Source organism: Paenibacillus sp. J31P190, assembly GCF_059692075.1.
On sequence record NZ_JCAUAS010000022.1, the window covers coordinates 66239 to 87037 of the forward strand.

Consider the following 20799-nt stretch of genomic DNA (forward strand, 5'->3'; position numbering starts at 1 on the left):
ACAAATATTTCCACAAAAAGAGGGCTTAATCGACATTCCGTTATGCGTTCGGGGTGTGTATTCACCGATAATTGATCCCTGCGGATGAAGCAAACAACCGTAATCCCTAGATCCTAAGCCAAGCGAAGTGCCAGATCTGTCAGGGCAGATTTCGACAAAAGGATAGCTTCACTTCAATCCACTTCTGTCTCCAGCTCTTGGATCCGTTTCTCAACGTAGCGTGTATCCTTATGGGCGTGGTAGGTTTCTGCCTTCTCTACAATGACTGCCGTGTTATACTCCGGGATACCTGCATACTGCTCATACACGCCTTTGGGAATCAAGGAGTTGCCTTCAGGCCAATGCACCTCAATGTTGCCTGGTTTTACGTCGGCACGCTTAACTCTTCCGTGCATGCTGCCGTAGCTGTTGTAGATGACGATCGCCTCCCCTTCATTCAAAGAGAGAGCGCGAGCGTCGTCGTTATGAATAAGCACATCGTAGCGATCTGCTTCATTGAATGGATCGATGTCGCTGTAGATCATCGAATTGAACTGCTTGCCTCGGCGCGTCGTCACCGCGAAATGCCCTTCCGGCTTCCGCAGCTCCGGAAGCTCGATCGGCAGGAGCGCGCCGCGGCCATCCGGCGTCGGACAGACGCCGTCCTCGCACAGCCACGCGCCGCCGTATTGAAACACATCACCGCGCTCACGCAGGTGTTGGATGCCATTGTAGCTCGGCGCGGCTAGAGCAATTTCCGCGCGGATGGCTTCTGCGCTGCCGCAGCCCAGCTGCTCGGCGGCATCCGGCTTCACGCGGCGGGCGAGATCGACGTAAATCGCCCATTCCGCGCGGGCTTCGCCGATGCGGGGACCGGCGATCTCGGGCGAGAAGTACACCATCCGCTCCGTGGAGGTGGACGTGCCCCCTCCGGGCTGCTCGTAACGCGTCATCGCGGGCAGCACCACCACAGCCTCCCGCGCGTCAAGCAGCGTGGAAGTATTCAAGATGATGTCCTGGTGAACACGGACATCGAGGCTTGTGAGGGCCTCGCGGACGAATGCCGGGTCCGGCATCGTCTCGAGGAAGTTGCCGCCGGATGTGTAGAACATCCGGAGCTTCCGCTCCTGCTCCTCGGGCAGGAGCGCGTTCTCTAGGGTGACACCGACGATGTCACCCTGCCATTTCGGCAGCTCGAACCCCCAGAGCTGCTCGATTCTTGCGCGGTCGGCGGCGTTGGCGATTTCGCCGCCCGGCAGGCTGAAGGGATCGGCGCCCATTTCGCCGGATCCCTGTACGCCGCTGTGGCCGCGGATGGGCATCAGCCCGCAATGCTCGCGGCCGAGGAAGCCCCGCAGGAGGGCGAGATTCGCCACCTGCGAGATGTTGTCCGTGCCGAAGCGGTGCTGTGTGAGCCCCATGCTCCACACGAAAACCGCGCTCTTGGCACGCGCCAACAGCTCCGCGAACTCGCGCATGCGTTCGCGGGTGAGGCCGGACGATTGCGTAAGCGTCGTCCAGTCCTGCTGCGCCACGTGGGCGCGCAGCTCCTCTAGCCCGTTCGTGTGCGCCTGCACGAACGCATGGTCAATCGCGGAGCCAGGCTCGCGCTCCTCCATCTCGAACCATACCTTCATGACGCCGTTCATGAAGCCAATATCTCCGCCGATGTTCACTTGATACACATCGTCGGCCAGCTTCGTCCCGAATAACGCTGATTCGGGTATCGAAGGAATCCAGTACTGCTCCATGGACGGCTCGTAGTACGGGTTAATGACAATGATCTTCGTCCCTTTGCGCTTGGCCGCGTACATATACTTCGTCGAGACCGGCTGATTATTCGCGGCCACGCTGCCCCAGAACACAAGGACGTCCGTGCCGATCCAGTCCTTGTAATTGCACGTCGAAGCGCCAACGCCAACGGAGCGCTTAAGTGCCGTCTTCGACGGAGAGTGGCAGATACGCGAGGCGTTGTCGATGTTGTTCGTGCCGAGCAACCTTGCCACCTTCGCTGCCACATAGTACGACTCGTTCGTAATCCCTCTAGCCGTCAAGTAAAAAGCCATCTGCTTCGGATCGATCGCACGCATCTTTTCTGCAATCGTGTCCAGCGCCTCATCCCATGTGGCTCGGCTGAATTTCCGCTCCCCATGCCGGCGGATGAGCGGATAAGGAATACGCCCGAGCTGTCTGAGCTCGGTGCTGCTCATGCGGCTCAGCTCGTCAATGTCTGCATGCAGCAGCTCCTCGCGAATCGCCGGCATCGTGTTCAAACGCAGCACATTCAGCCGCGTTGTACAGAGATGCGGCCCCGCCAGCGTTTGGTCATAGAGGCCTGACACGCCTAGCGCGCAGCCATCGCACACGCCTTGCGTCAGAATCCGATACGCATAGGGCAGATTATCGCGATTCTGCCAGGCGATTTTTGCCGTTTCGCGAATATGCTGCGGCTTTATTTTCCCGAGGCCGAACGGCACCTTGCTGACCCACAGCTTCGGATCTGGTTTAGCGGGCAGCTTGATTGGCCCCGTATGCTTCGTTTTCCCCATAATAAAACGCTCCTTTGATTCTATATTTATATCCCTTCAACGCTTTTGCTCTTACTCTTGCTCTATGTCTTTTTTCACCTTCATACCTACGAATAACTCTCCAGTAACCCTCGCTCACACCCCACTCTAGCTACTATCCCATTGGCTCAGATCCTCAAGTCGCTTCCCCCGCTTCCATCTCTAACAGCATCCTATCGCTATTGCTATTGCTATTGCTTCCCCTACTCCGTACACCTACTAGCTGCCCTAACATCACCCCAGCAAGCAAAAAACCACCGCAAAACAATCCCCAGACCTCCTCTCATCAGAGGAAGCCTCGAGTCTTGTCTTACAGTGGTTAGTCTCCGGCAGGTTCGCTACCAAGTGCCAAGCACCTTTACCTATGTATATGCGCTAATTTGAGCTGTTATTTATTGAATTTCATAGAAATTCTCTTATTTAATAGCTTTCTTTGACCCCAGCTGCATAAAGTGCAGCAAATTGTCCTTAACATCCTAGATTTAATGAATTTGATGCATTTCCTACAGCTAATCTGAACCAATTCAGGAAAAAACGTCAAAAACAGCTAATTTTACTGCACAATTTGCAGCTTTTTCCGATATCACCGCTATTCAACCGAAAATAGATGCACTTTTTACATCACCTCATTGCGGAAGCCAGGTTCGGATCATCGGGTTGCCATCATCTCTACTTACAAAACTTCTTTTCCAAATCCTGATCAAAAACGAACACCGACATCCCCTCATCCAGCTCAATATCGATATCGACGAACAGCTTAACGAACTTCGCGCCAAGCAGCTCCTCCATTTCGACAGGGGGGTGGTCCTTATAAATCTCTTTCACCATTTCCGTGCGAGCCGTACGGAGCATTTGTCTGCCATCGCCGGTTTTCGCCATAAACTTTTCTACGGGAGAGAGGTTTCCCGCCATTTCGCATATCGCCCAGCACTTACAGAAGGTCGTCATCACGCGCTCGGGGCCCTTGCCCATATGCTTTTTGCGATAAGCCTTCACTAGGTTACTAAATTCGGCCTCCATTCGATTCATTGGCCAGCCACCTTTATATTTACTGCTTCAATCATAGCAAGAAAGCGTATACCTGACAACTGAACCGCTAGACTCATTTAACAAGGATAAACGACTCCATCGTCCTTCTGGGACGAGCGCGTTTGTCAAGACTGATGACGCGAAGTGTAATAAAACTTATACTTTCTACTAAAAAGAGCGGACAACTTTGTCCACTCTTTCACTTCCTACTATAAGCGTTTCTGCTTTAAGCGAATTATTTTTTCAGAAAATACTTCTCCAAGTCATCCAGCATTAAATTAGCCGCTTTAATTCCACCTGCCGTATTCCAAACCGCATCACTTACTTTATGCACTTTGCCTTGTTTCACTACATCAAGGTTTTTCCAAAGCGGATCATTCGTCCATTCTTGCTCGATTTTGTTCGCTTCGCCCTTTTCGTTATCCCATGTGAAATAGAATAGAATGTCCCCATTCATATCCGGAATACGTTCCTTCGTCAGATCATCTGCGAATTTATCTTGATTCTGCGAAGCAGGACGCTGGAAGCCCAGTTTATTGAGAATAACACCGGAGAATGTATCCTTCATATAAATACGAACTTTACCCGGCATAAAACGAACAATCGATACCTTCGTCTTTAACTGATCGCCTGCTTTTGCTTTGAAATCTGTGATACGCTTCTCGAAATCTCCAATGATTTTATCGCCCTCAGCTTTTTTGTTCAAAGCTTCCGCATACAGCTTGAAATTGATCTGCCAATCGCCTGAAAGTCTCTCCGAAAATACGGTGGGAGCAATAGCTGACAGCTGCTCGTACACTTTTTCCTGACGCACCTTATTTCCGATGATTAAATCAGGCTTTAGGGAAGCGATCATTTCTAGATTTGGTTGGTTTTCGTCCCCAACTATTTTCACGCCTTCCATATCCGCTTTGATATGATCATACCAATCCCCTAATGTAAAAGACTTCACCGCACCAACAGGCTTAATCCCCATCGAGAGAACGGCTTCCGTGCCTTCATTTGTTAACACGACAACCTTTTGGGGAGTGCCTTTTATCTTTGTTTCGCCCATGGCATGTTTAACGGTATATTCTTCCGACTGAGCGGGCTGACTTTCCTTCTTCGTATTCGCGGTAGCTGCAGCATCCGACTTCGAATTGTCTGTTTGTTGTCCGCAACCAGCTAGGATCAGCATGATCATCATAGCAAGAATAAACAGCTTAACTCCATATGTACGATTTGCAGCAGAAAAATGGGTATGCATAAATAGTTATCTCTCCTTCAACCATTATGAGAATGATTATCATTATCTATAACATCCTAATTCCTTTACTATCAAATGTCAATATCTCTACTGGCAAAAAAAAGACCAACCTTCATTTGAAGGCTGGCGCTTTGGCATTCCATTTCGTAGTCAGTGTCTCTATCCTCAATCGTTATCCTCTTCATCCCATTTACGGGAATACGCTTTCTTCGTTACCCAGAATGTCAGACCCACTATGATCAAAAGGGCAATAATACCTAAGATGATGGCACCAACCATTGTCTAACTCTCCTCATTTGCTTATACTCAGCCCCAATTACTTATAACACTTACTATAGCCCGAAAATCTGTAAACACGCAAACAAACAAGCCTTTTTCAATTGCTAAAACAAATCCAACTGACGTGGTCCCAGCCCTTCATATTCTAAACCTAGCAGCCCCATCAATTCCTTCGCATTCCCTGCGGCATGTCCGCCTGAATTGTTATTGAAGATCACGCATACCTCTCGCGTTTGCTGTTGCAACTCTAGCAGCCACGTCTTCCACTCCAGCAGCTCTTGCTGATTGTAATGGTATAAGTACCGTACGTCACGCCAGTTCGCCTCGTTGTTTTGCACCCAACCGCCAACATTGCGGCCGTGAAATCGAACCATTGTCACCTCGGGGTGTGTAACCTCCAGCACGGTCGGCACCGAACCAATCCCGGCCTGCGGCTCATCACAGATGCTATGCATCCAACCCTCTCGCCGCATAAAGGTGAGCGTCTTTTCGCGCATTTCCTCCGTAAACCAGCTCTGATGGCGGAATTCCAGCGCTACGGGTACATCGCCCATTTTCTCTTTAGCATCACGCAGCACATCCACATTCGTCTTGCTGCAATCAAACCAAGGTGGGTATTGAAACAGAACAGCTTTAAGCTTTCCCGCTTCTTGAATAGGTCGAATTGACTGTAGGAACACCTCAAACATTTGCTCCATCCCGCCGGCAAAAGGATTCTCTCCCCGCAGATGACCCGTCATCCCTTAGTATGCTTTAATAATGAAACCAAAGCGTTCTGGTGTCTCTTGGTTCCATTTTAAATAATTGCGCTCCGGTTGGATCGCGTAAAAAGATGTATCCACTTCCACAATCGGAAAGTGTGCGCCATATTCCCGCAGCTTCCCTTTGCTGCCGCCTAACTCATGGTCGCCCCAGCCAGCTAGACCGATGTTGATCATACCCTTCACCTCACGGATATTCGTTACTCCCATTGTAGCGACCGATACCAACAGAAACAACTTGTCTGGTCATAAAACAGGCATATCTCCCTGACATTACGCTGTCAGTAAGTTGTTATATAATGGAATTTATATAGCGAATGATCGTTCAAATTATAGGAGGCACATCCACATGTCGTTAATCAATTCTTCAGACGAGGGCCGCGCTAAAATGGACATTACTAAACCCGCCATGACCGGCTTTGCCAACCACACCCTCAGTCAGCGTGCCTTAAACCGAGCACTACTAGCTCGGCAATTGCTCCTCGAGCGCTCGGACATGCCCGTCCTCCAGGCTGTCCGGCACCTCGTCGGCCTGCAGGCGCAAGCTCCTAACCCACCCTATATGGCGTTGTGGACTAGACTGCAGAACTTTCGCCATGAGGAGCTGTCTCAGCACATCATGGACAGAAGCATCGTGCGCATCGCCCTCATGCGCTCGACAATCCATCTCGTCACGGCCGAAGACTGCCTGACGCTGCGTCCCGTCCTGCAGTCCGTGCAGGACCGCGCCTTAATGGGCACGTTCGGCAAGAAGCTTGCCGAACTGGATCTAGACGCGCTCGCCGCCGCCGGTCGAGCGCTCCTCGAGGCGCAGCCGCTCACCTTCAGTGAGCTCGGCAAGCGCCTTCAAGCCCAGTGGCCGCAGCGCGATACCACTGCCCTCTCTCAAGCGGTGCGCTGCAGCCTGCCGCTTGTTCAGGTGCCGCCCCGCGGCATCTGGGGCGCCAGCGGACAGGCCGCCCATACCACAGCGGAGGCTTGGCTCGGCCGCCCGCTGGCACAAGGGCAAGACCCCGAAGCCATGCTGCTGCGCTACCTGGCGGCCTTCGGACCTGCATCCGTCAAGGATATGCAGGTCTGGTCCGGGCTTACTCGGCTGCGCGAGGTGATCGAGCGGCTGCGCCCCAGCTTGCTTTCTTTCCGCGACGAGCAAGGAAACGAACTGTTCGACCTGCCGGACGCTCCTCGGCCGGACCCTGCAACCCCAGCACCGCCACGTTTTCTATCGGAGTTCGATAACATGCTCCTGTCCTATGATGATCGCACCCGCATCATGCGCGATGAAGACAAGCATCAGGTGTTCACAGACAATGGCATCATCCGGGCCACGCTGATTGTCGATGGTTTTGTTCGCGGCATTTGGTCCATCACCCAGAAACGCAAATCGGCTATTTTGACCATCAACTTATTCGAGCCATTATCCCAGGTTGATCACATAGAAGTTGCTGAGGAAGCGAAACGGTTGTTTGATTTCATTGCTCCTGATGCCGATACGCGAGATATTCTCTTTGTTAATCATAAAAAATAAATCCCAAGGACGCCCTCGAGATTTTCTGATTTATGGGAAACTAGGGTTTGACGCTAAAGTCTGTATTCTGTGGAAGCTCATTATGCTTGTCCCAATGTTAGAACAAAGGGGGATTGTTGTATTTCATACAACATTAAGATTAGCTTTTCCCCGTTTTCCCGGCGAATGTTGTAGAAAATGCAGCATTTTCTCCCAAAAATCACTCTATTTGATGAAATGTAGCTAAATTGTTGCACGACATACAACAACTACGGCTTGGTGACAAAAAAACCACGAAATTGTTGTACGTTTTACAACTTTAGCCCATTTAAGCCGAAAAAGACTGACACACTGAAACATTTCACTTACCGCGTGAAAATTTCATTTATCTTTGAGCGCAAAAAACAAACCCCGAGGCCGCCCTCGAGGTTTGTTCCTATCCCGCACTTCTCCAGTACTTCTCCAGTACTTCTTCAGTACTTCTTCAGTACTTCTCCACCCTACTTCTGCGCCTGCTTCTCCCACTTCGCTTTCAGTGCACTTTCTATTTCAGCAAACACCTGCTCGGTAGTCTTGCCTTCCGTGGAGATGCCTAATTTCGCGGCTTTTTTATTCACGGCTTCTGCCTTTTTACCTTCTTTACTCGCCTTTAAAGCAGCGCGTATTTCTTTGGCTGTCTTGCCTTCCGTTGCAACCCCCGCTTTTGTTGCTTTTTCTTGCAGGCTCGTCAAAGCGGCTGCTTGTAGCTCTGTTCTAATCTCTTTATTTGTTTTTCCATCAGTGGTAACACCGAGCTTTGCCGCTTTTTCTTGCAATTTCGGTAAAACAGCTGCTTTGAGCGCTGCTCTCAGCTCTTTATTCGTTTTTCCATCCGCGCTAACACCGAGTTTCGCCGCTTTTTCTTGCAGCTTCACTTGAACAGCCGCTTGAATGTCAGCTTTCAGCTGTTCCGCTGTTTTACCGTCAGTGCTAATACCCAACTTCGCTGCTGCTTTGTTCAATTGTTCCGTGTGTTTGGCAGAACTTAAAGCTTTTAGCTCCGCTTTGATCTGCTCACTCGTTTTACCTTCTGTTGATATGCCAAAAATTTGCGCTTTATCCTGAAGCAGCTGCTTAACTGGTTTAGTGGATTTGCTTGTCGGCGCTTGAGCTGTGCCCTGTGCATTCTCAGCAAAAGCCGCAATCGGAACTGTTAATACAATTGCACCAACCAACGCTAGGCCTGTTAATTTTTTCAACATAAGTATCGCTCCTCGATTCGTTTATGGTTATGTTTACCTTACGAACCCTATCTTACCGAATAGTTATGTCATAAGTTTGTCATGCGGCGGAGATTAGGTGACTGCAAAAATATTTTAAATACCGTACCCATTTGAGGTTGAGATTCCACTCGAATCGAACCGCCATGAGCTTCTACGATGTGTTTACTGATTGTCAAACCGAGGCCTGCGCCGGAACGGTTGCGGCTTTCGTCCGTTTTATAGAAACGATCGAATAGATGCGGCAGTTTCTCTGGCGCGATACCCAGACCGTTATCCCACACTTCGATCCAGCGTTCATTCTTGACTACTTTTACTCGAATACCCGCCGAGGACCCCTCAGGAATATGGTTAATGGCATTGTCCAGCAAATTGATAAACACCTGCCTCAACCGGTCTGCGTCCGCATAAACCAAGTAAGGCCCTTCTGCCTCCGAGCTCAGCTCGATCTGCTTTGCTTTAGCTTTCATCTTGAGTTGGGTAACCACCAGCCCTATTAAGTCAGGTACATCGACATCCTGGAGGTTTAATTTGACCTGCTTCTCCTCAAACGACGACAGTTCCATTAAATCATCAACCAAATGGCTCAGCCGAAGCGTCTCCTGAAGAGAAACTTGGATGAATTCCTTCGCGTCTTCAGGCTCAACAACGCCATCCGTTATCCCCTGCAGGGAGGCTCGAATTGTCGTCAACGGTGTCCGCAGCTCGTGGGATATTTCAGATAGAAATCGCTTGCGTCCCTCTTCTACTTTCTGCAGCTTACCGGCCATTCGATTCAGAGATCCTGACAGCGAGGCGATTTCGTCCTTGCCTCTAACCGGTACCCTTCCGCTGAAATCCCCCAAGGCCAAAGCCTCGGCAGTTTTGCTCATGAGTTGAATCGGCTTCATAAAATGTCTGGAAACGAAGTACAGGACAGCAATCGCAAGCAATGCGACCGTTAAAGCAGATAGGAATATCGCTCGATTAATGCCATTGATAGTCCCTTGAATATTCACGATTGGAGTGTATAAGAAAATCCCGCCAATGACGCGATTCTCCTGCATGACGGGTCGCCCGACAATGAGCATTTTCACCGAACTGTTTTGAGCAAAATTGCTTTGCACTGTCACTTGATTACCCGACAGCACTTTTTCCACCCATTCCTTACGAGCTGGGGCCTCGCCCACCGCCTGAATCTTATCCAGATTTGCTTTGGGGTGCTTGATAACGGCAACACGAACGTTCGAAGTCTTCTCAATGGCGCTAATCTGCTTACGAAAATCCTTCAGCTGTGTCGAGTTATCGAACAAATCCTTGGCCAGCTCACCAACCTGCTCCACTTTCTCTAGCAGAAGCTTCTCGCTGCGTTCATAGGTTTTCTGTTTCATCGAATAGCCAATGGTTCCTGAAATGGCAAGAATGGACACAACGGTAATCGAAATATAAATAAATAATAACTTGCGGTAAAAGGAGTTCAGCATGCACCAGGGCCCTCAAACTTATATCCTACACCCCATACGGTACGGATGCTCCAGTCCTCTTTCCTGTCCGTCAAAGCAGAAAGCTTCTGTCTCAAACGTTTAATATATAAATCCACGACGCGGTCTTCACCCTCGAAATCCCAACCCCATATCTTAGCGATCAGGTCCTCCCGGGTAAATACTTGATTCGGGTTTCGCACGAAAAACAGCAATAGCTCATACTCTTTCTTGGGTAAAGCAACGAACTGCCCTTCTACAGTCACGTCATGGGATAGGCTATCCACTCGCAAGCTGCCCACTTCATATAGATGAGCAGGCGCAGCAGCTTCTGTGCGGAGCAGCGTCCTGCGGAGTATCGTCGTCACACGAGCAACCAATTCATTCGGGTCGAAGGGCTTCACTAGATAATCATCAGCGCCCATCTGCAATCCTTCAATTCGCTCATCCACGTGACCTCTAGCCGTCAGCATGAGAATAGGAACATCACTCTTCGCACGAATTTTCTGGCAGACCTCCCAGCCATCACGTTTAGGCATCATAATATCAAGTACAATGAAGTCTGGGTGCAGCTCATCAAACTGAGTTAGCGCTTGTTCACCATCATTTGCGGTTATGACTTTATATCCATTTTTCTCCAAATATAACTTCGTAATCCGGCAAATATTAAGATCATCATCTACCACCAATACGGTTGTCACGCGGCACGCTCCTTATGAAATAGGATTCATCATTTATATTACTGGATATTTGTGAACAAAAAATTTATTTTTTCAAAATGGTTTTTTACCGCGCTCGATTTCCAGCACAACAAAAAATCCTAGTTTTCACTAGGACTTCCTGTCTAATCCTTATATGAACTCATCCGAGCCCAATTTTTACACTTCAAAAGAGCTTTTCAGCGAGACAATCAGGTTAAACACCAGTTTGTCGCTTGTTGTATGTTTCGGATCTACGTTGAAATAGCCGTGTCGGAAAAATTGGAACTTATCATGCGGCTGTGCTTGCTTCATATTATCTTCCACGAAACCTTGCACAATTTGCAGCGAGTTTGGATTCAAATTCTCCAAGAACGAAGCATCCTCGTCCTCTTCGTTATCGAGAATCAGAGGCTCATACAGACGGAACTCCGCAGGTACAGCACTCTTCGCATCTACCCAGTGGATCGTTCCTTTGACTTTACGGCCCGTAAATCCGCTGCCGCTTTTCGTTTCCACGTCATACGTGCAGTGCAGCTCAACCACTTTGCCGTTCTCATCTTTGATGAAATCATTGCACTTGATGAAATAGGCGTTTTTCAACCGCACTTCGTTGCCGGGAAATAACCGGAAATATTTGTTCGGCGGATTTTCCATGAAATCGTCTTGCTCGATGTAGATCTCGCGGGAGAACGGAATTTGGCGATTGCCCATCTCCGGATTCTCTGCGTTGTTCTCCATATCCAGCATTTCGACTTGATCCTCAGGGTAGTTCGTGATTACGACTTTGAGCGGATTCAGAACACCCATCGTACGCATCGCCTTCAACTTCAAATCCTCACGGATAAAATGATCCAGCATCTTCGCGTCAACGACACTGTAGCTGCGAGCTACACCGATTTCGCGAGCGAAATTGCGAATGGATTCAGCTGTAAAGCCTCTGCGGCGCAGACCAGAAATGGTCGGCATCCGCGGATCATCCCAACCGTCAACGGCTTTCTCGTCGACAAGCTGTTTCAGCTTTCTTTTACTCATCACCGTATTCGTCAGGTTAAGGCGTGCAAATTCATACTGTCTAGGCACATTCGGCATCTCGCACTCGCGAACAACCCAATCGTAGAACGGGCGTTGGTCTTCGAACTCGAGCGTACAGATGGAATGTGTAACACCTTCAATAGCATCTTCCAGTGGATGCGCGAAAGCGTACATCGGATAAATGCACCAAGCATCTCCCGTATTATGGTGATGGGCATGCACGACACGGTAGATGATTGGATCGCGAAGGTTAATGTTCGGCGAAGACATATCGATCTTGGCACGAAGAACACGCTCTCCATCTTTGAATTCACCGGCACGCATACGCTCAAACAAGGCGAGATTCTCTTCGATACTGCGCTCGCGGTAAGGACTGTTCGTACCCGGCTGTGTAAGCGTCCCGCGAGTTTCACGGATTTCATCCGCTGATTGGTCATCCACAAAAGCTAAACCTTTATTGATCAAAACCACCGCACGTTTGTACATTTCCTCGAAATAATCGGAAGCAAAGAACAAGCCATCCCATTGAAAACCGAGCCAAGCGACATCGGCTTTAATGGATTCTACATATTCCGTATCTTCCTTAACTGGATTCGTATCATCGAATCTAAGGTTTGTTAACCCTTTGAATTCATCCGCAAGCTCAAAATTAAGACAGATCGACTTCGCATGTCCTATATGAAGGTAACCGTTCGGCTCCGGGGGAAATCGGGTTACTACCTGACTGACTTTGCCTGATTTCAGATCTTCGTTTACAATGTTCTTAATGAAATTGGATGGCGTGCTTACTACTGCGCTCTTCGTTTCCATATGTTCCCAGCCTTTCTCCCACGGGTTAAAGTTTTATTTTCTATCATACACTAAAAGTTACTCAAATATAAAGGAGCCAGCGAGATGGAGACATTCGAACATTACTTAGATAAATATGCAGAGCTTGCCATACGTGTCGGATTAAATGTACAAAAGGATCAGACTGTCGTCATCATGACGCCGATCGCCTGTGCTGACTTTGTGCGCAAGCTAACGAAAAAGGCTTACGACGCTGGCGCCAAAGATGTCGTCATCGACTGGGACGACGATGAAGTGAAGGCGCTGCGCCTCAAGCACGCCCCGGAATCCACGCTGCGCGAGTACCCCATGTGGCGAGCAAACGGCCTGGAAGAGATGGCAAAGGACGGTGCAGCCTTCCTCCAAATCTACGCGCCTAACTCCGATTTGCTCAAAGATGTAGACCCTGAACGGGTCGCCATCTCTAGCAAAACTACAGCAACAGCGCGCGAAGGGTTCCTGAAATATTTGCGCAGCAATCAGGTGAACTGGTTGATGGTCTCCTTCCCGACAGCGGAATGGTCGGCTAAGGTATTCCCGGATTTGAGCGAAGCCGAGCGCATCAAGAAACTGTGGGAGCAGATTTTCAAGCTAACTCGCGTGGATAAAGATGATCCGGTTGCAGCATGGAAACAGCATATCGAGACGCTGACAGACAAGCAGAATATGCTGAACAACAAAAAGTACAAGCAGCTGCATTTCAAAGCTCCTGGTACAGATTTATACATAGAACTAGCCCCTAAACATCAATGGGTTGCCGCAGGGAGCGAGTCGGAGCGAGGCATTTTCTTCGTGCCGAACATCCCAACGGAAGAAGTATTTACGATGCCTGCACGAAATGGCACGAACGGAACCGTTCGCAGCACTTTGCCGCTGAGCTATCAAGGCTCTCTAATCAATGGATTCAGCCTGAAATTCGAGAATGGCCGAGTTATTGAAGCAACCGCAGAGGTGGGTCAAGAAGTGCTGAATAAGATGCTGGACATGGATGAGGGCGCCCGTTATTTGGGTGAAGTGGCACTTGTTCCTTATGACTCCCCCATTTCACAGTCAGGACTCATTTACTACAACACCCTATTCGACGAAAATGCTTCCTGTCACGTCGCACTCGGTAATTCATATCCGTTCACGATTGAAGGCGGAACGACGATGAGCCCCGAGGAGTTAACCCAGAATGGCTACAATAAGAGCCTAATTCACGTTGACTTCATGATCGGCTCAGCTGACATGCAGATCGATGGCATTCTGGCAGATGGAAGCCGCGAAGCTTTGTTCCGCAAAGGAAACTGGGCATAAGACGGCAAGCATGACTTCATAGAAAGACCGCCACATCATGGAACAATTGCACTCCGTGAGATGGCGGTCTTTTTTCAACGTAACTTGCCGGGCAGCGTTTTGACAATCGAGGATTCTTTTAAAATCCATTTTCCTTTTTTCCATTTCCAAACGGAGATGGCGTATCCAAGTGTATCTGCATTCGCAATACCCGTGATTCGTTGAGCACCCTTCAGCTCACAGTACCCATCCCGATCGACATCCATCGGCTTCAGAGCGCCATAGTCGTTGACACTCACAATAATGGGCTTCACTACCATGCCATTTTTGTACACACCGAATTTCTCGTAATCGTCCTTGCGGTCTTTGATATCAATTTTGAAGGACTTCCCAGTCTCTTCAAGTTTCATCTTTACCACATAATTTTTCTTGAAGGTGGCCTTTACATGAAGGGGACTAGGCAGCGGGATAGCAGTTGGAACATTATTTTTCAATGAGTAAATATAGTAGTAGGATAGCCCCCCACTGCCCCCTGTTTCGGCGGAAACATAGATTTGAGGCAGTTTGTCCTGAATAAAGTCACAAAAATCCATCTGCGGGTTATATCCACCCTCAAGCGGAATGACTACTTGGGTCTGATCCGGTCCTACGACGGTAATAAATAGCTTATCATAGTACGGACTGCTACTATCCGACTTCATCCCTATTAGGGATACCGTATCTGGCTTGCCATCACCAGTGACATCAATCTCACGTGTTTGTATAAGCTCGCCTTGCTGTGCAGTTTGTGGTGGCGGCATCTCTTCAGCGGACACGAAGCCAACTCTCCATAAAGATGAGCTGCTCAAAAGTAAACTAATTATCGCTGTGCCTAGGGCGATTTTAAACCATTTTCTGAACATGTAATCCGACTCCTAATATAGGGATCTTTGAGCGTAGCTCAAAGTCTCTCCGCTTTGAGATTTGAATTCGGCTTATTATTTCTAAATTTTCCATCAGGTATGCAGAACTCCACAAAGGGAATTCTTTCTCTGAAATCGAATGTTAAAGTTAACATATATGAATCGATGAGGTGCTTTTCTTGAAAATTGATCGTCTGCTTGCCATTACCATGCTGCTTCTAAATCGAAGAAGAATTAGCGCTAAAGAACTTTCGGAGCGTTTTGAAGTGTCATTACGTACGGTTTATCGAGACGTTGAGGCCATTAACCAAGCTGGCGTTCCTGTGGTTTCTTATGCAGGGATGAGCGGTGGCTACGAAATTATGGACCAATATCGGCTGGATCGCCAATTTCTGTCCCTCGATGAGCTCCAATCTATTATTGTTGGACTCAAAGGAATCCGCTCTACCGTTGGCGACCAAGAGATCAGCAACCTTCTTGACAAAGTCGGCGCTCTCGTGGCGAAATCGGAACAGAACACCGTCGCTAACCTAAACAATCAACTTATTATTGATATGAATCCTTGGCGTGGCAGCAATCAGGACAAAGAGAAGCTGAGCACCCTGCGCACATCAATTAAGGAATCCAAACTGATTTCCTTTCAATATATTACTTCCCAAAGTGAGCAGTCTGTGCGAACCGTAGAACCTATGGGCATTGTGGTCAAAGGCTTTGGCTGGTATTTGTACGGCTACTGCCTGCTTCGTCAAGATTTTCGCGTCTTCCGATTATCTCGTATGAAGGATATAGAAGTGCTTCAGAGAACCTTTGAACGCAAAGAAGGAGCCTTAGAACAGTTAGATCATAACTGGGGCAAAAGAGCCCCCTCCTCACTCATCAAACTCGTGCTGCATGCGCAGCCGAACGTTCGAGCTCAAGTAGAGGATTATTTCCGTCCTGAGCAAATTACCGTTCAAGCTGATGGCACTTTGATGATTACCGCCACTCAACCGGATGAACCGTGGCTTCATGGCATGCTTCTTAGCTATGGTCCCAACCTGCGAATCATTGAGCCAGCCCATATTGCAGCCATCATCAAAGATAAGGCTGAAAAAATCGTTCAACTATATGCAAATGAACACTGACAGGACGTTGTCAGTGGTGGTTGTCTATAATGTGATTATGAAGTAGGCGAAACAAATAAAATGAATGCTTACGATGCCAGTTTTTCTGGCGAAAAACTCAAGTTAATGCTTACGACGCCAGTTTTTCTGGCGAAAAACTCTAAGGAGGCTCACCCATGTTTAGAACAATCGAAGATTTTGTAAATGAATGGAACAATGAAGCAAAAGCTACCCAGCGCGTGCTGGACACTTTGACAGACGCTTCACTTAAACAGCAAATCGCGCCCGATTTCCGCTCGCTAGGACAATTGGGTTGGCATATCGCTACAACTGTACACGAAATGACTTCACGTACGGGTCTCAAATTCGAAGCTCCCGAGGGTGAAGAGCTGGCACCAGCATCCGCCAAGACAATTGCCGACACTTATCGCTCCTCCTCAGCCGGGCTAGCCGAAGCAATCCAGTCCCAGTGGACAGATGCTAAGCTCACTGAAAGCACTGACATGTATGGCGAGCAGTGGCTCAATGGCTTAACGCTGCGCATCCTCATTTCGCATGAAATTCACCATCGTGGTGAAATGATCGTCTTGATGCGTCAAGCCGGACTACGCGTTCCGGACATTTACGGTCCGACTCGCGAGGATTGGCTGGAGCGCGGCATGCAGCCGTTGGTGTGATTTAAAGTAGATATAGTAAGAATTCGTTGAGAACTAGCTTGTCTGTGGATGAGTTTGAAAGAGAAGAATGAACATGAAGAGGCTTCAAAGAGCTTCAAAGAGCTTGAAAGAGCTTGAATGAACATGAAAGAACTCGAGAAAGATGAAAGAGCACATCCTCCATGTGCTCTTTTTGGCTTTTTAGGGATTGAATATATATTTCAAAGTCATTCGATAGGGTTGTCCCCAAAGACATATCTGGAACACTCAACTCCCACTTTGTGAATTCGAAGCCTGCATGCTACTTCCATTGGATTAATTCCAGTGGAAGTACGGATTTGACAGCCTGGATGCCCATTCCATTGGATTAAATCCAATAAAATTGGGCTTTTCAAAGCATGAGAGTCGATTCCATTGCATTCTCTACAATGAAATTTCCTAAAACACCAATTTCACTCAATAAATCGTGGTATTCCATTGTATACTTTACAACAGAAGCTCCTGCTGCTTCCTCTCTTGGATACCACTATTAAATGTTAAAACAAAATTTATTGATAACCCATCCAACAATACGAGGCATAAGCAATGAGCTATACCAAAAGAGGAGGCGAACCTATGCAAAATCAAACGGTCATCGTAACAGGCGCTAACTCAGGAATGGGCCTGGCCACTACTGTGGCGCTAGCCAGCCAAGGCGCCTACGTCATCATGCTGTGCCGCAGCCGCCAAAGAGGCGAGCAGGCACTGATCGAAGCGCGAAAGCAGAGCGGCTCGGAGCGCATCGAGCTTATGCTGTGCGACCTCGGCTCCCTTGCGAGCATCCGTTCTTGCGTCGCGGAGTTCCATGTCAAGCACAATGTGCTGGATGTGCTTGTGAACAACGCGGGGGTCGTCACCGTGAAGCGGCAGACTACAGCAGACGGCTTCGAGGCCATGATCGGCGTCAACCATCTCGGCCATTTCCTTCTGACCAACCTGCTATTGGACGCCATCGTCCGCTCCCCGCAGGGGCGGATCGTGAACGTCTCCTCCGGCGCCCATAAGATCGGGCGCATCGATCTAACCAACCCTCACCTCACCCGAGGGTATCGTGTCTGGAGCGGATACGCCCAGTCGAAGCTGGCGAATATCCTGTTTACCCGCGAGCTGGCGAAGCGGCTCGCGGGCACTTCCGCCACGGCCAACTCACTGCACCCCGGGGCCGTGGGCACAAACCTCGGTGTCGATCGCGACACCGGATTCGGCAAGGCCGTGTATGCGATGCTGCGGCCGTTCTTCTTGACGCCGGCGCAAGGCGCGGAGACGGCGGTATATTTGGCCACGAGCCCGGACGTGCGGACGGTCAGCGGCGAGTACTACTACAGGCGGAAGATCGCGCCTGTCTCCGGCAGAGCCCAAGACGAGGAGCTAGCTCGTCAGTTTTGGACTTGGAGCGAACGCGAAGTAGGATTAACACCAGCCACAGAGTAGACGCGGAATGGATTCCTCAGGAACTCTTCGCCCCTTTCCTCATGGATAAAAACTGGAAAATGAGGAAACATTATTCGAGCATTTACCCCCATTTTGGAGTGTGACATGAATTGGACTTTTTTCATAGCCAAGAATCTCTAACCACGATCCAGTGGATTTTGCGCGCTGTTGCAGCCTATCTCTTCTTATTAATCGCGGCCAAAGCTTTGGGGCAACGCTCGATCTCCCAGCTGCGGTTTTTGGATTTCATTATTGCTCTCATTCTTGGAAATATTATTGCTCACCCGCTCTCGGACGAGCAATTAGCATTAACAGGCTCCATGATCACCACGATTGTAATCGTAGTCCTATATATGACAACCTCCTGGTTAAGTCTAAAATGGAAATTCCTTAAGCATTATTTAGACCCGCCGCCTCTCAGGTTAATTAAAAATGGACAGATTCTAATGAAAAATCTGCGCAAAGCCAAAATTTCTGTAGATCACCTATTCTCTGAGCTGCGCAAGCAGCAGATTGAAGATATAGCCAAAGTCGCACTTGCGCTGTGGGAGCCAGGGGGAATCATTTCCGTGTTCCTCGAGCCTCAGTATCACCCTGTCACCGCGAAAGATATGTACATACCTACATCGTCTTTCTCACTCGTGAAGCCGATTATTGTTGAAGGTTCCAGCGACGACAAAATACTCGCTCAGCTAGGAAAAGACCACGCATGGCTGGAAGCTCAAACTCAGGCTGCACATCTCGATATGAAGGATGTTGAACTAGCTACCATAGATGATCAAGATCAAATACGTATGTATGCCGATTTAGACACCAATGAAAAAGACGAACAAACGCTGATCTGATAGCGTCCGTTCGTCTTTTGGCTTTTAGATGAGAAAACGTTGGATTTGTAATCGCAGTTCATTCGAAACTTGGTTCAACGCAGCTGCATTCCCCGAAGCTTCTTTCACGGTTTCCATTTGTTGCTGCACCATATCGGACACACTCTTCGTGTTATGCCCGGTTTGTTTACTGATCTCTGCCGCTTCACTGAATGTGGCATAAATTTGCTCAGACCCAGCCGCCATCTGCTGCGATACCCCGGATACTTCGAGCGCACTGTGATAGATCTGCAGGATATCTACGCGTATTTTCTCAAACATATCACCGGCATTTTCCATACTTGCCAGCCCCTCTACAACCTCAGTACCACCTTGATCCATTGCCATATCCGCTAGGTTTAAATCCTCCTGAATTTGCTCAATCAGCGTTGTTATACGATCGGCCGATTGTCCACTCTGCTGTGCTAGCTTCCTTACCTCATCAGCCACAACAGCGAATCCTCTTCCATGCTCCCCTGCATGGGCAGCTTCAATGGCCGCATTAAGCGCTAAGAGATTCGTTTGATTAGCTACCTCCCGCATTAATTCAACCACTTGATAAATTTCCCGTGATCTCGCGTTCACTTTCTTAACAGCCTGATTCGCATGTTGAACCGATTCCTTGAGTATGTACATGCCGCTCACAGCTGATCCAATCGATGTACTGCCCATCTCCGTGAGTGAAACAGATTGTTCCGATTGTGCTGCCATTGATGACATATGATCAGCAACTCGTTGGATGTCAGAGGCGATTTCCCCCATAGCTGAAGAACTTTCTTCTATCCCTTTCGCTTGCGACTCAGCGCCTGCCGCCATATCAATGGCTTTGTGATCAATATCTTTCGTAATCGCTGATGTTTGCTCTGAGGTAGCTACCAACTGCTTCGTCGCCAACGCGACACGGTCCGCAGAGTCCCTCACATGATGAATTAACCCTTGAATCATATCCATCATCCTGTTAAAAGACTTCGCCAATTGGGCAATTTCGTCATTACCATGCATCTCAATCCTCTCACGTAAGTCACCTGTACTCCCGGAGAGCTCCTCCAGCTTCACTTTCACTTTGTTCATACGTCCAAGGATTTGCTTCGTTACCCAAATAGCTATGACAGCGCCTGCCGAAATGGAAAGAACCGAAACAACCAACGCAATGATGGATCTCATTTTCACGAGTGATGCTGTTTCATCCGTCCTCAGCTCGATATGCTGCTCTTGCAATTGCTGGAATTGGTTCAGCAGCTCAGCAAAACGCTTGCGAAGTTCCGTATAATCACCTGCAAAAATGCGCAGCGTTTGTACCTTATCTTTTGCAGCGAGCTCCATCATTTTGGTCTCTAATTCAACTAATTTCAGATTATCCGTATCCAAATCACGAAATATTTGCTTCTCCTCTTCCGTCTGCAGCAGAAGCACAGTTTCCTTAATGTGTTTATCGATCTGTTCGGCGTAGGCGTTATACGTGTCGCTTTCATCTTTATTGGCAGGATCAATAATGATCCCTCGCACAGAATCCGTTAACCGAAGATCCTCATAACGAATTTGATTAGCAAGGTTGAGCATATGAACATCATCTCGTGCAAAGCTTTCAAATGAGGAAGAAGTTTGCTGAAGCGAAGTAAAGATAATGGACAATGAAATCAAAAATAAACCAACAATAACACCAAATCCAAGAAATAACTTCATTCTAATTGTCATCGGTACCCCTCCATGTGTCACCTCATCCGCAGATAAACAAAAGCCCGAGAGGTATCAGAATCGATAACCTCCCGGGCTTTTATCCCTCCGTGAACACAGCACGCTGTGAGTTTTCTCTCGGACCTGGCCGACAAAAAGTCGCGGAACCCTAGAAAACTTTTGTTTATGTTAGATAATATAACACAAA

General features: G+C 48.6%; 15 protein-coding genes, 1 pseudogene and 1 riboswitch. Of the genes and pseudogenes, 6 read left to right on the plus strand and 10 right to left on the minus strand.

Annotated features, from left to right (window positions below):
* Positions 1–173: 173 nt before the first annotated feature.
* From AC58U0_RS28870 to AC58U0_RS28885, 4 genes and pseudogenes are all read right to left on the minus strand, one after another.
* Positions 174–2528, minus strand: a complete 2355-nt coding sequence (locus tag AC58U0_RS28870; RefSeq protein ID WP_497382289.1) for an FdhF/YdeP family oxidoreductase — start codon at positions 2526–2528, stop codon at positions 174–176.
* 687 nt (positions 2529–3215) lie between these two features.
* Entirely contained in the window at positions 3216–3575 is a 360-nt protein-coding gene (locus AC58U0_RS28875) for a Na-translocating system protein MpsC family protein (protein ID WP_497321216.1), read from the minus strand.
* A gap of 235 nt (positions 3576–3810) precedes the next feature.
* Positions 3811–4821 carry an ABC transporter substrate-binding protein gene (locus AC58U0_RS28880; RefSeq protein ID WP_497382290.1) on the minus strand — a complete coding sequence of 337 codons (1011 nt, stop codon included), beginning with the start codon at positions 4819–4821 and terminating at the stop codon, positions 3811–3813.
* Positions 4822–5204: 383 nt separating this feature from the next.
* Positions 5205–6038 (minus strand): annotated as a pseudogene (locus AC58U0_RS28885) (DUF72 domain-containing protein).
* 172 nt (positions 6039–6210) lie between these two features.
* On the opposite strand from AC58U0_RS28885, the gene AC58U0_RS28890 reads away from it, so the two are divergent.
* The gene (locus AC58U0_RS28890) at positions 6211–7389 is read left to right on the plus strand and encodes a winged helix DNA-binding domain-containing protein (protein WP_497382291.1); all 1179 of its coding nucleotides are present in this window, start codon (positions 6211–6213) and stop codon (positions 7387–7389) included.
* A gap of 479 nt (positions 7390–7868) precedes the next feature.
* Here AC58U0_RS28890 and AC58U0_RS28895 read toward each other — a convergent pair whose 3' ends face one another.
* The 4 genes from AC58U0_RS28895 to AC58U0_RS28910 all read right to left on the minus strand — a co-directional run bounded on the left by AC58U0_RS28895 (position 7869) and on the right by AC58U0_RS28910 (position 12630).
* Positions 7869–8609 carry a hypothetical protein gene (locus tag AC58U0_RS28895; protein WP_497382292.1) on the minus strand — a complete coding sequence of 247 codons (741 nt, stop codon included), beginning with the start codon at positions 8607–8609 and terminating at the stop codon, positions 7869–7871.
* Between the two features lie 68 nt (positions 8610–8677).
* Positions 8678–10090 carry a sensor histidine kinase gene (locus AC58U0_RS28900; protein WP_497382293.1) on the minus strand — a complete coding sequence of 471 codons (1413 nt, stop codon included), beginning with the start codon at positions 10088–10090 and terminating at the stop codon, positions 8678–8680.
* Positions 10084–10788, minus strand: coding sequence for a response regulator transcription factor (locus AC58U0_RS28905; RefSeq protein WP_057302796.1), 705 nt, complete (start codon positions 10786–10788; stop codon positions 10084–10086). The genes AC58U0_RS28900 and AC58U0_RS28905 overlap by 7 nt, the downstream gene beginning before the upstream one ends.
* 177 nt (positions 10789–10965) lie before the next feature.
* Positions 10966–12630 (minus strand): glutamine--tRNA ligase/YqeY domain fusion protein, encoded by a 1665-nt coding sequence (locus AC58U0_RS28910; RefSeq protein ID WP_497382294.1) that lies wholly within the window; start codon positions 12628–12630, stop codon positions 10966–10968.
* Between the two features lie 84 nt (positions 12631–12714).
* On the opposite strand from AC58U0_RS28910, the gene AC58U0_RS28915 reads away from it, so the two are divergent.
* On the plus strand, positions 12715–13944 hold the full coding sequence (locus AC58U0_RS28915) for an aminopeptidase (RefSeq protein ID WP_497382295.1): 1230 nt from the start codon (positions 12715–12717) through the stop codon (positions 13942–13944).
* 74 nt (positions 13945–14018) lie between these two features.
* On the opposite strand, the gene AC58U0_RS28920 is transcribed toward AC58U0_RS28915, so the two are convergent.
* The gene (locus AC58U0_RS28920; RefSeq protein ID WP_497382296.1) at positions 14019–14825 is read right to left on the minus strand and encodes a YybI family spore inner coat protein; all 807 of its coding nucleotides are present in this window, start codon (positions 14823–14825) and stop codon (positions 14019–14021) included.
* A gap of 179 nt (positions 14826–15004) precedes the next feature.
* On the opposite strand from AC58U0_RS28920, the gene AC58U0_RS28925 reads away from it, so the two are divergent.
* From AC58U0_RS28925 to AC58U0_RS28940, 4 genes are all read left to right on the plus strand, one after another.
* Positions 15005–15949 carry a helix-turn-helix transcriptional regulator gene (locus AC58U0_RS28925; RefSeq protein WP_063860399.1) on the plus strand — a complete coding sequence of 315 codons (945 nt, stop codon included), beginning with the start codon at positions 15005–15007 and terminating at the stop codon, positions 15947–15949.
* A gap of 155 nt (positions 15950–16104) precedes the next feature.
* The gene (locus tag AC58U0_RS28930) at positions 16105–16605 is read left to right on the plus strand and encodes a DinB family protein (RefSeq protein WP_497382297.1); all 501 of its coding nucleotides are present in this window, start codon (positions 16105–16107) and stop codon (positions 16603–16605) included.
* Positions 16606–17199: 594 nt separating this feature from the next.
* Positions 17200–18054, plus strand: a complete 855-nt coding sequence (locus AC58U0_RS28935) for an SDR family oxidoreductase (RefSeq protein ID WP_497382298.1) — start codon at positions 17200–17202, stop codon at positions 18052–18054.
* Positions 18055–18164: 110 nt separating this feature from the next.
* Positions 18165–18899, plus strand: a complete 735-nt coding sequence (locus AC58U0_RS28940) for a DUF421 domain-containing protein (protein WP_497382299.1) — start codon at positions 18165–18167, stop codon at positions 18897–18899.
* Between the two features lie 24 nt (positions 18900–18923).
* Here AC58U0_RS28940 and AC58U0_RS28945 read toward each other — a convergent pair whose 3' ends face one another.
* Complete coding sequence (locus AC58U0_RS28945; RefSeq protein ID WP_497382300.1) at positions 18924–20612, minus strand: methyl-accepting chemotaxis protein; 1689 nt, start codon at positions 20610–20612, stop codon at positions 18924–18926.
* A 66-nt stretch (positions 20613–20678) separates the two neighbouring features.
* Positions 20679–20775: riboswitch (guanidine-I (ykkC/yxkD leader) on the minus strand.
* Positions 20776–20799 lie beyond the last annotated feature (24 nt).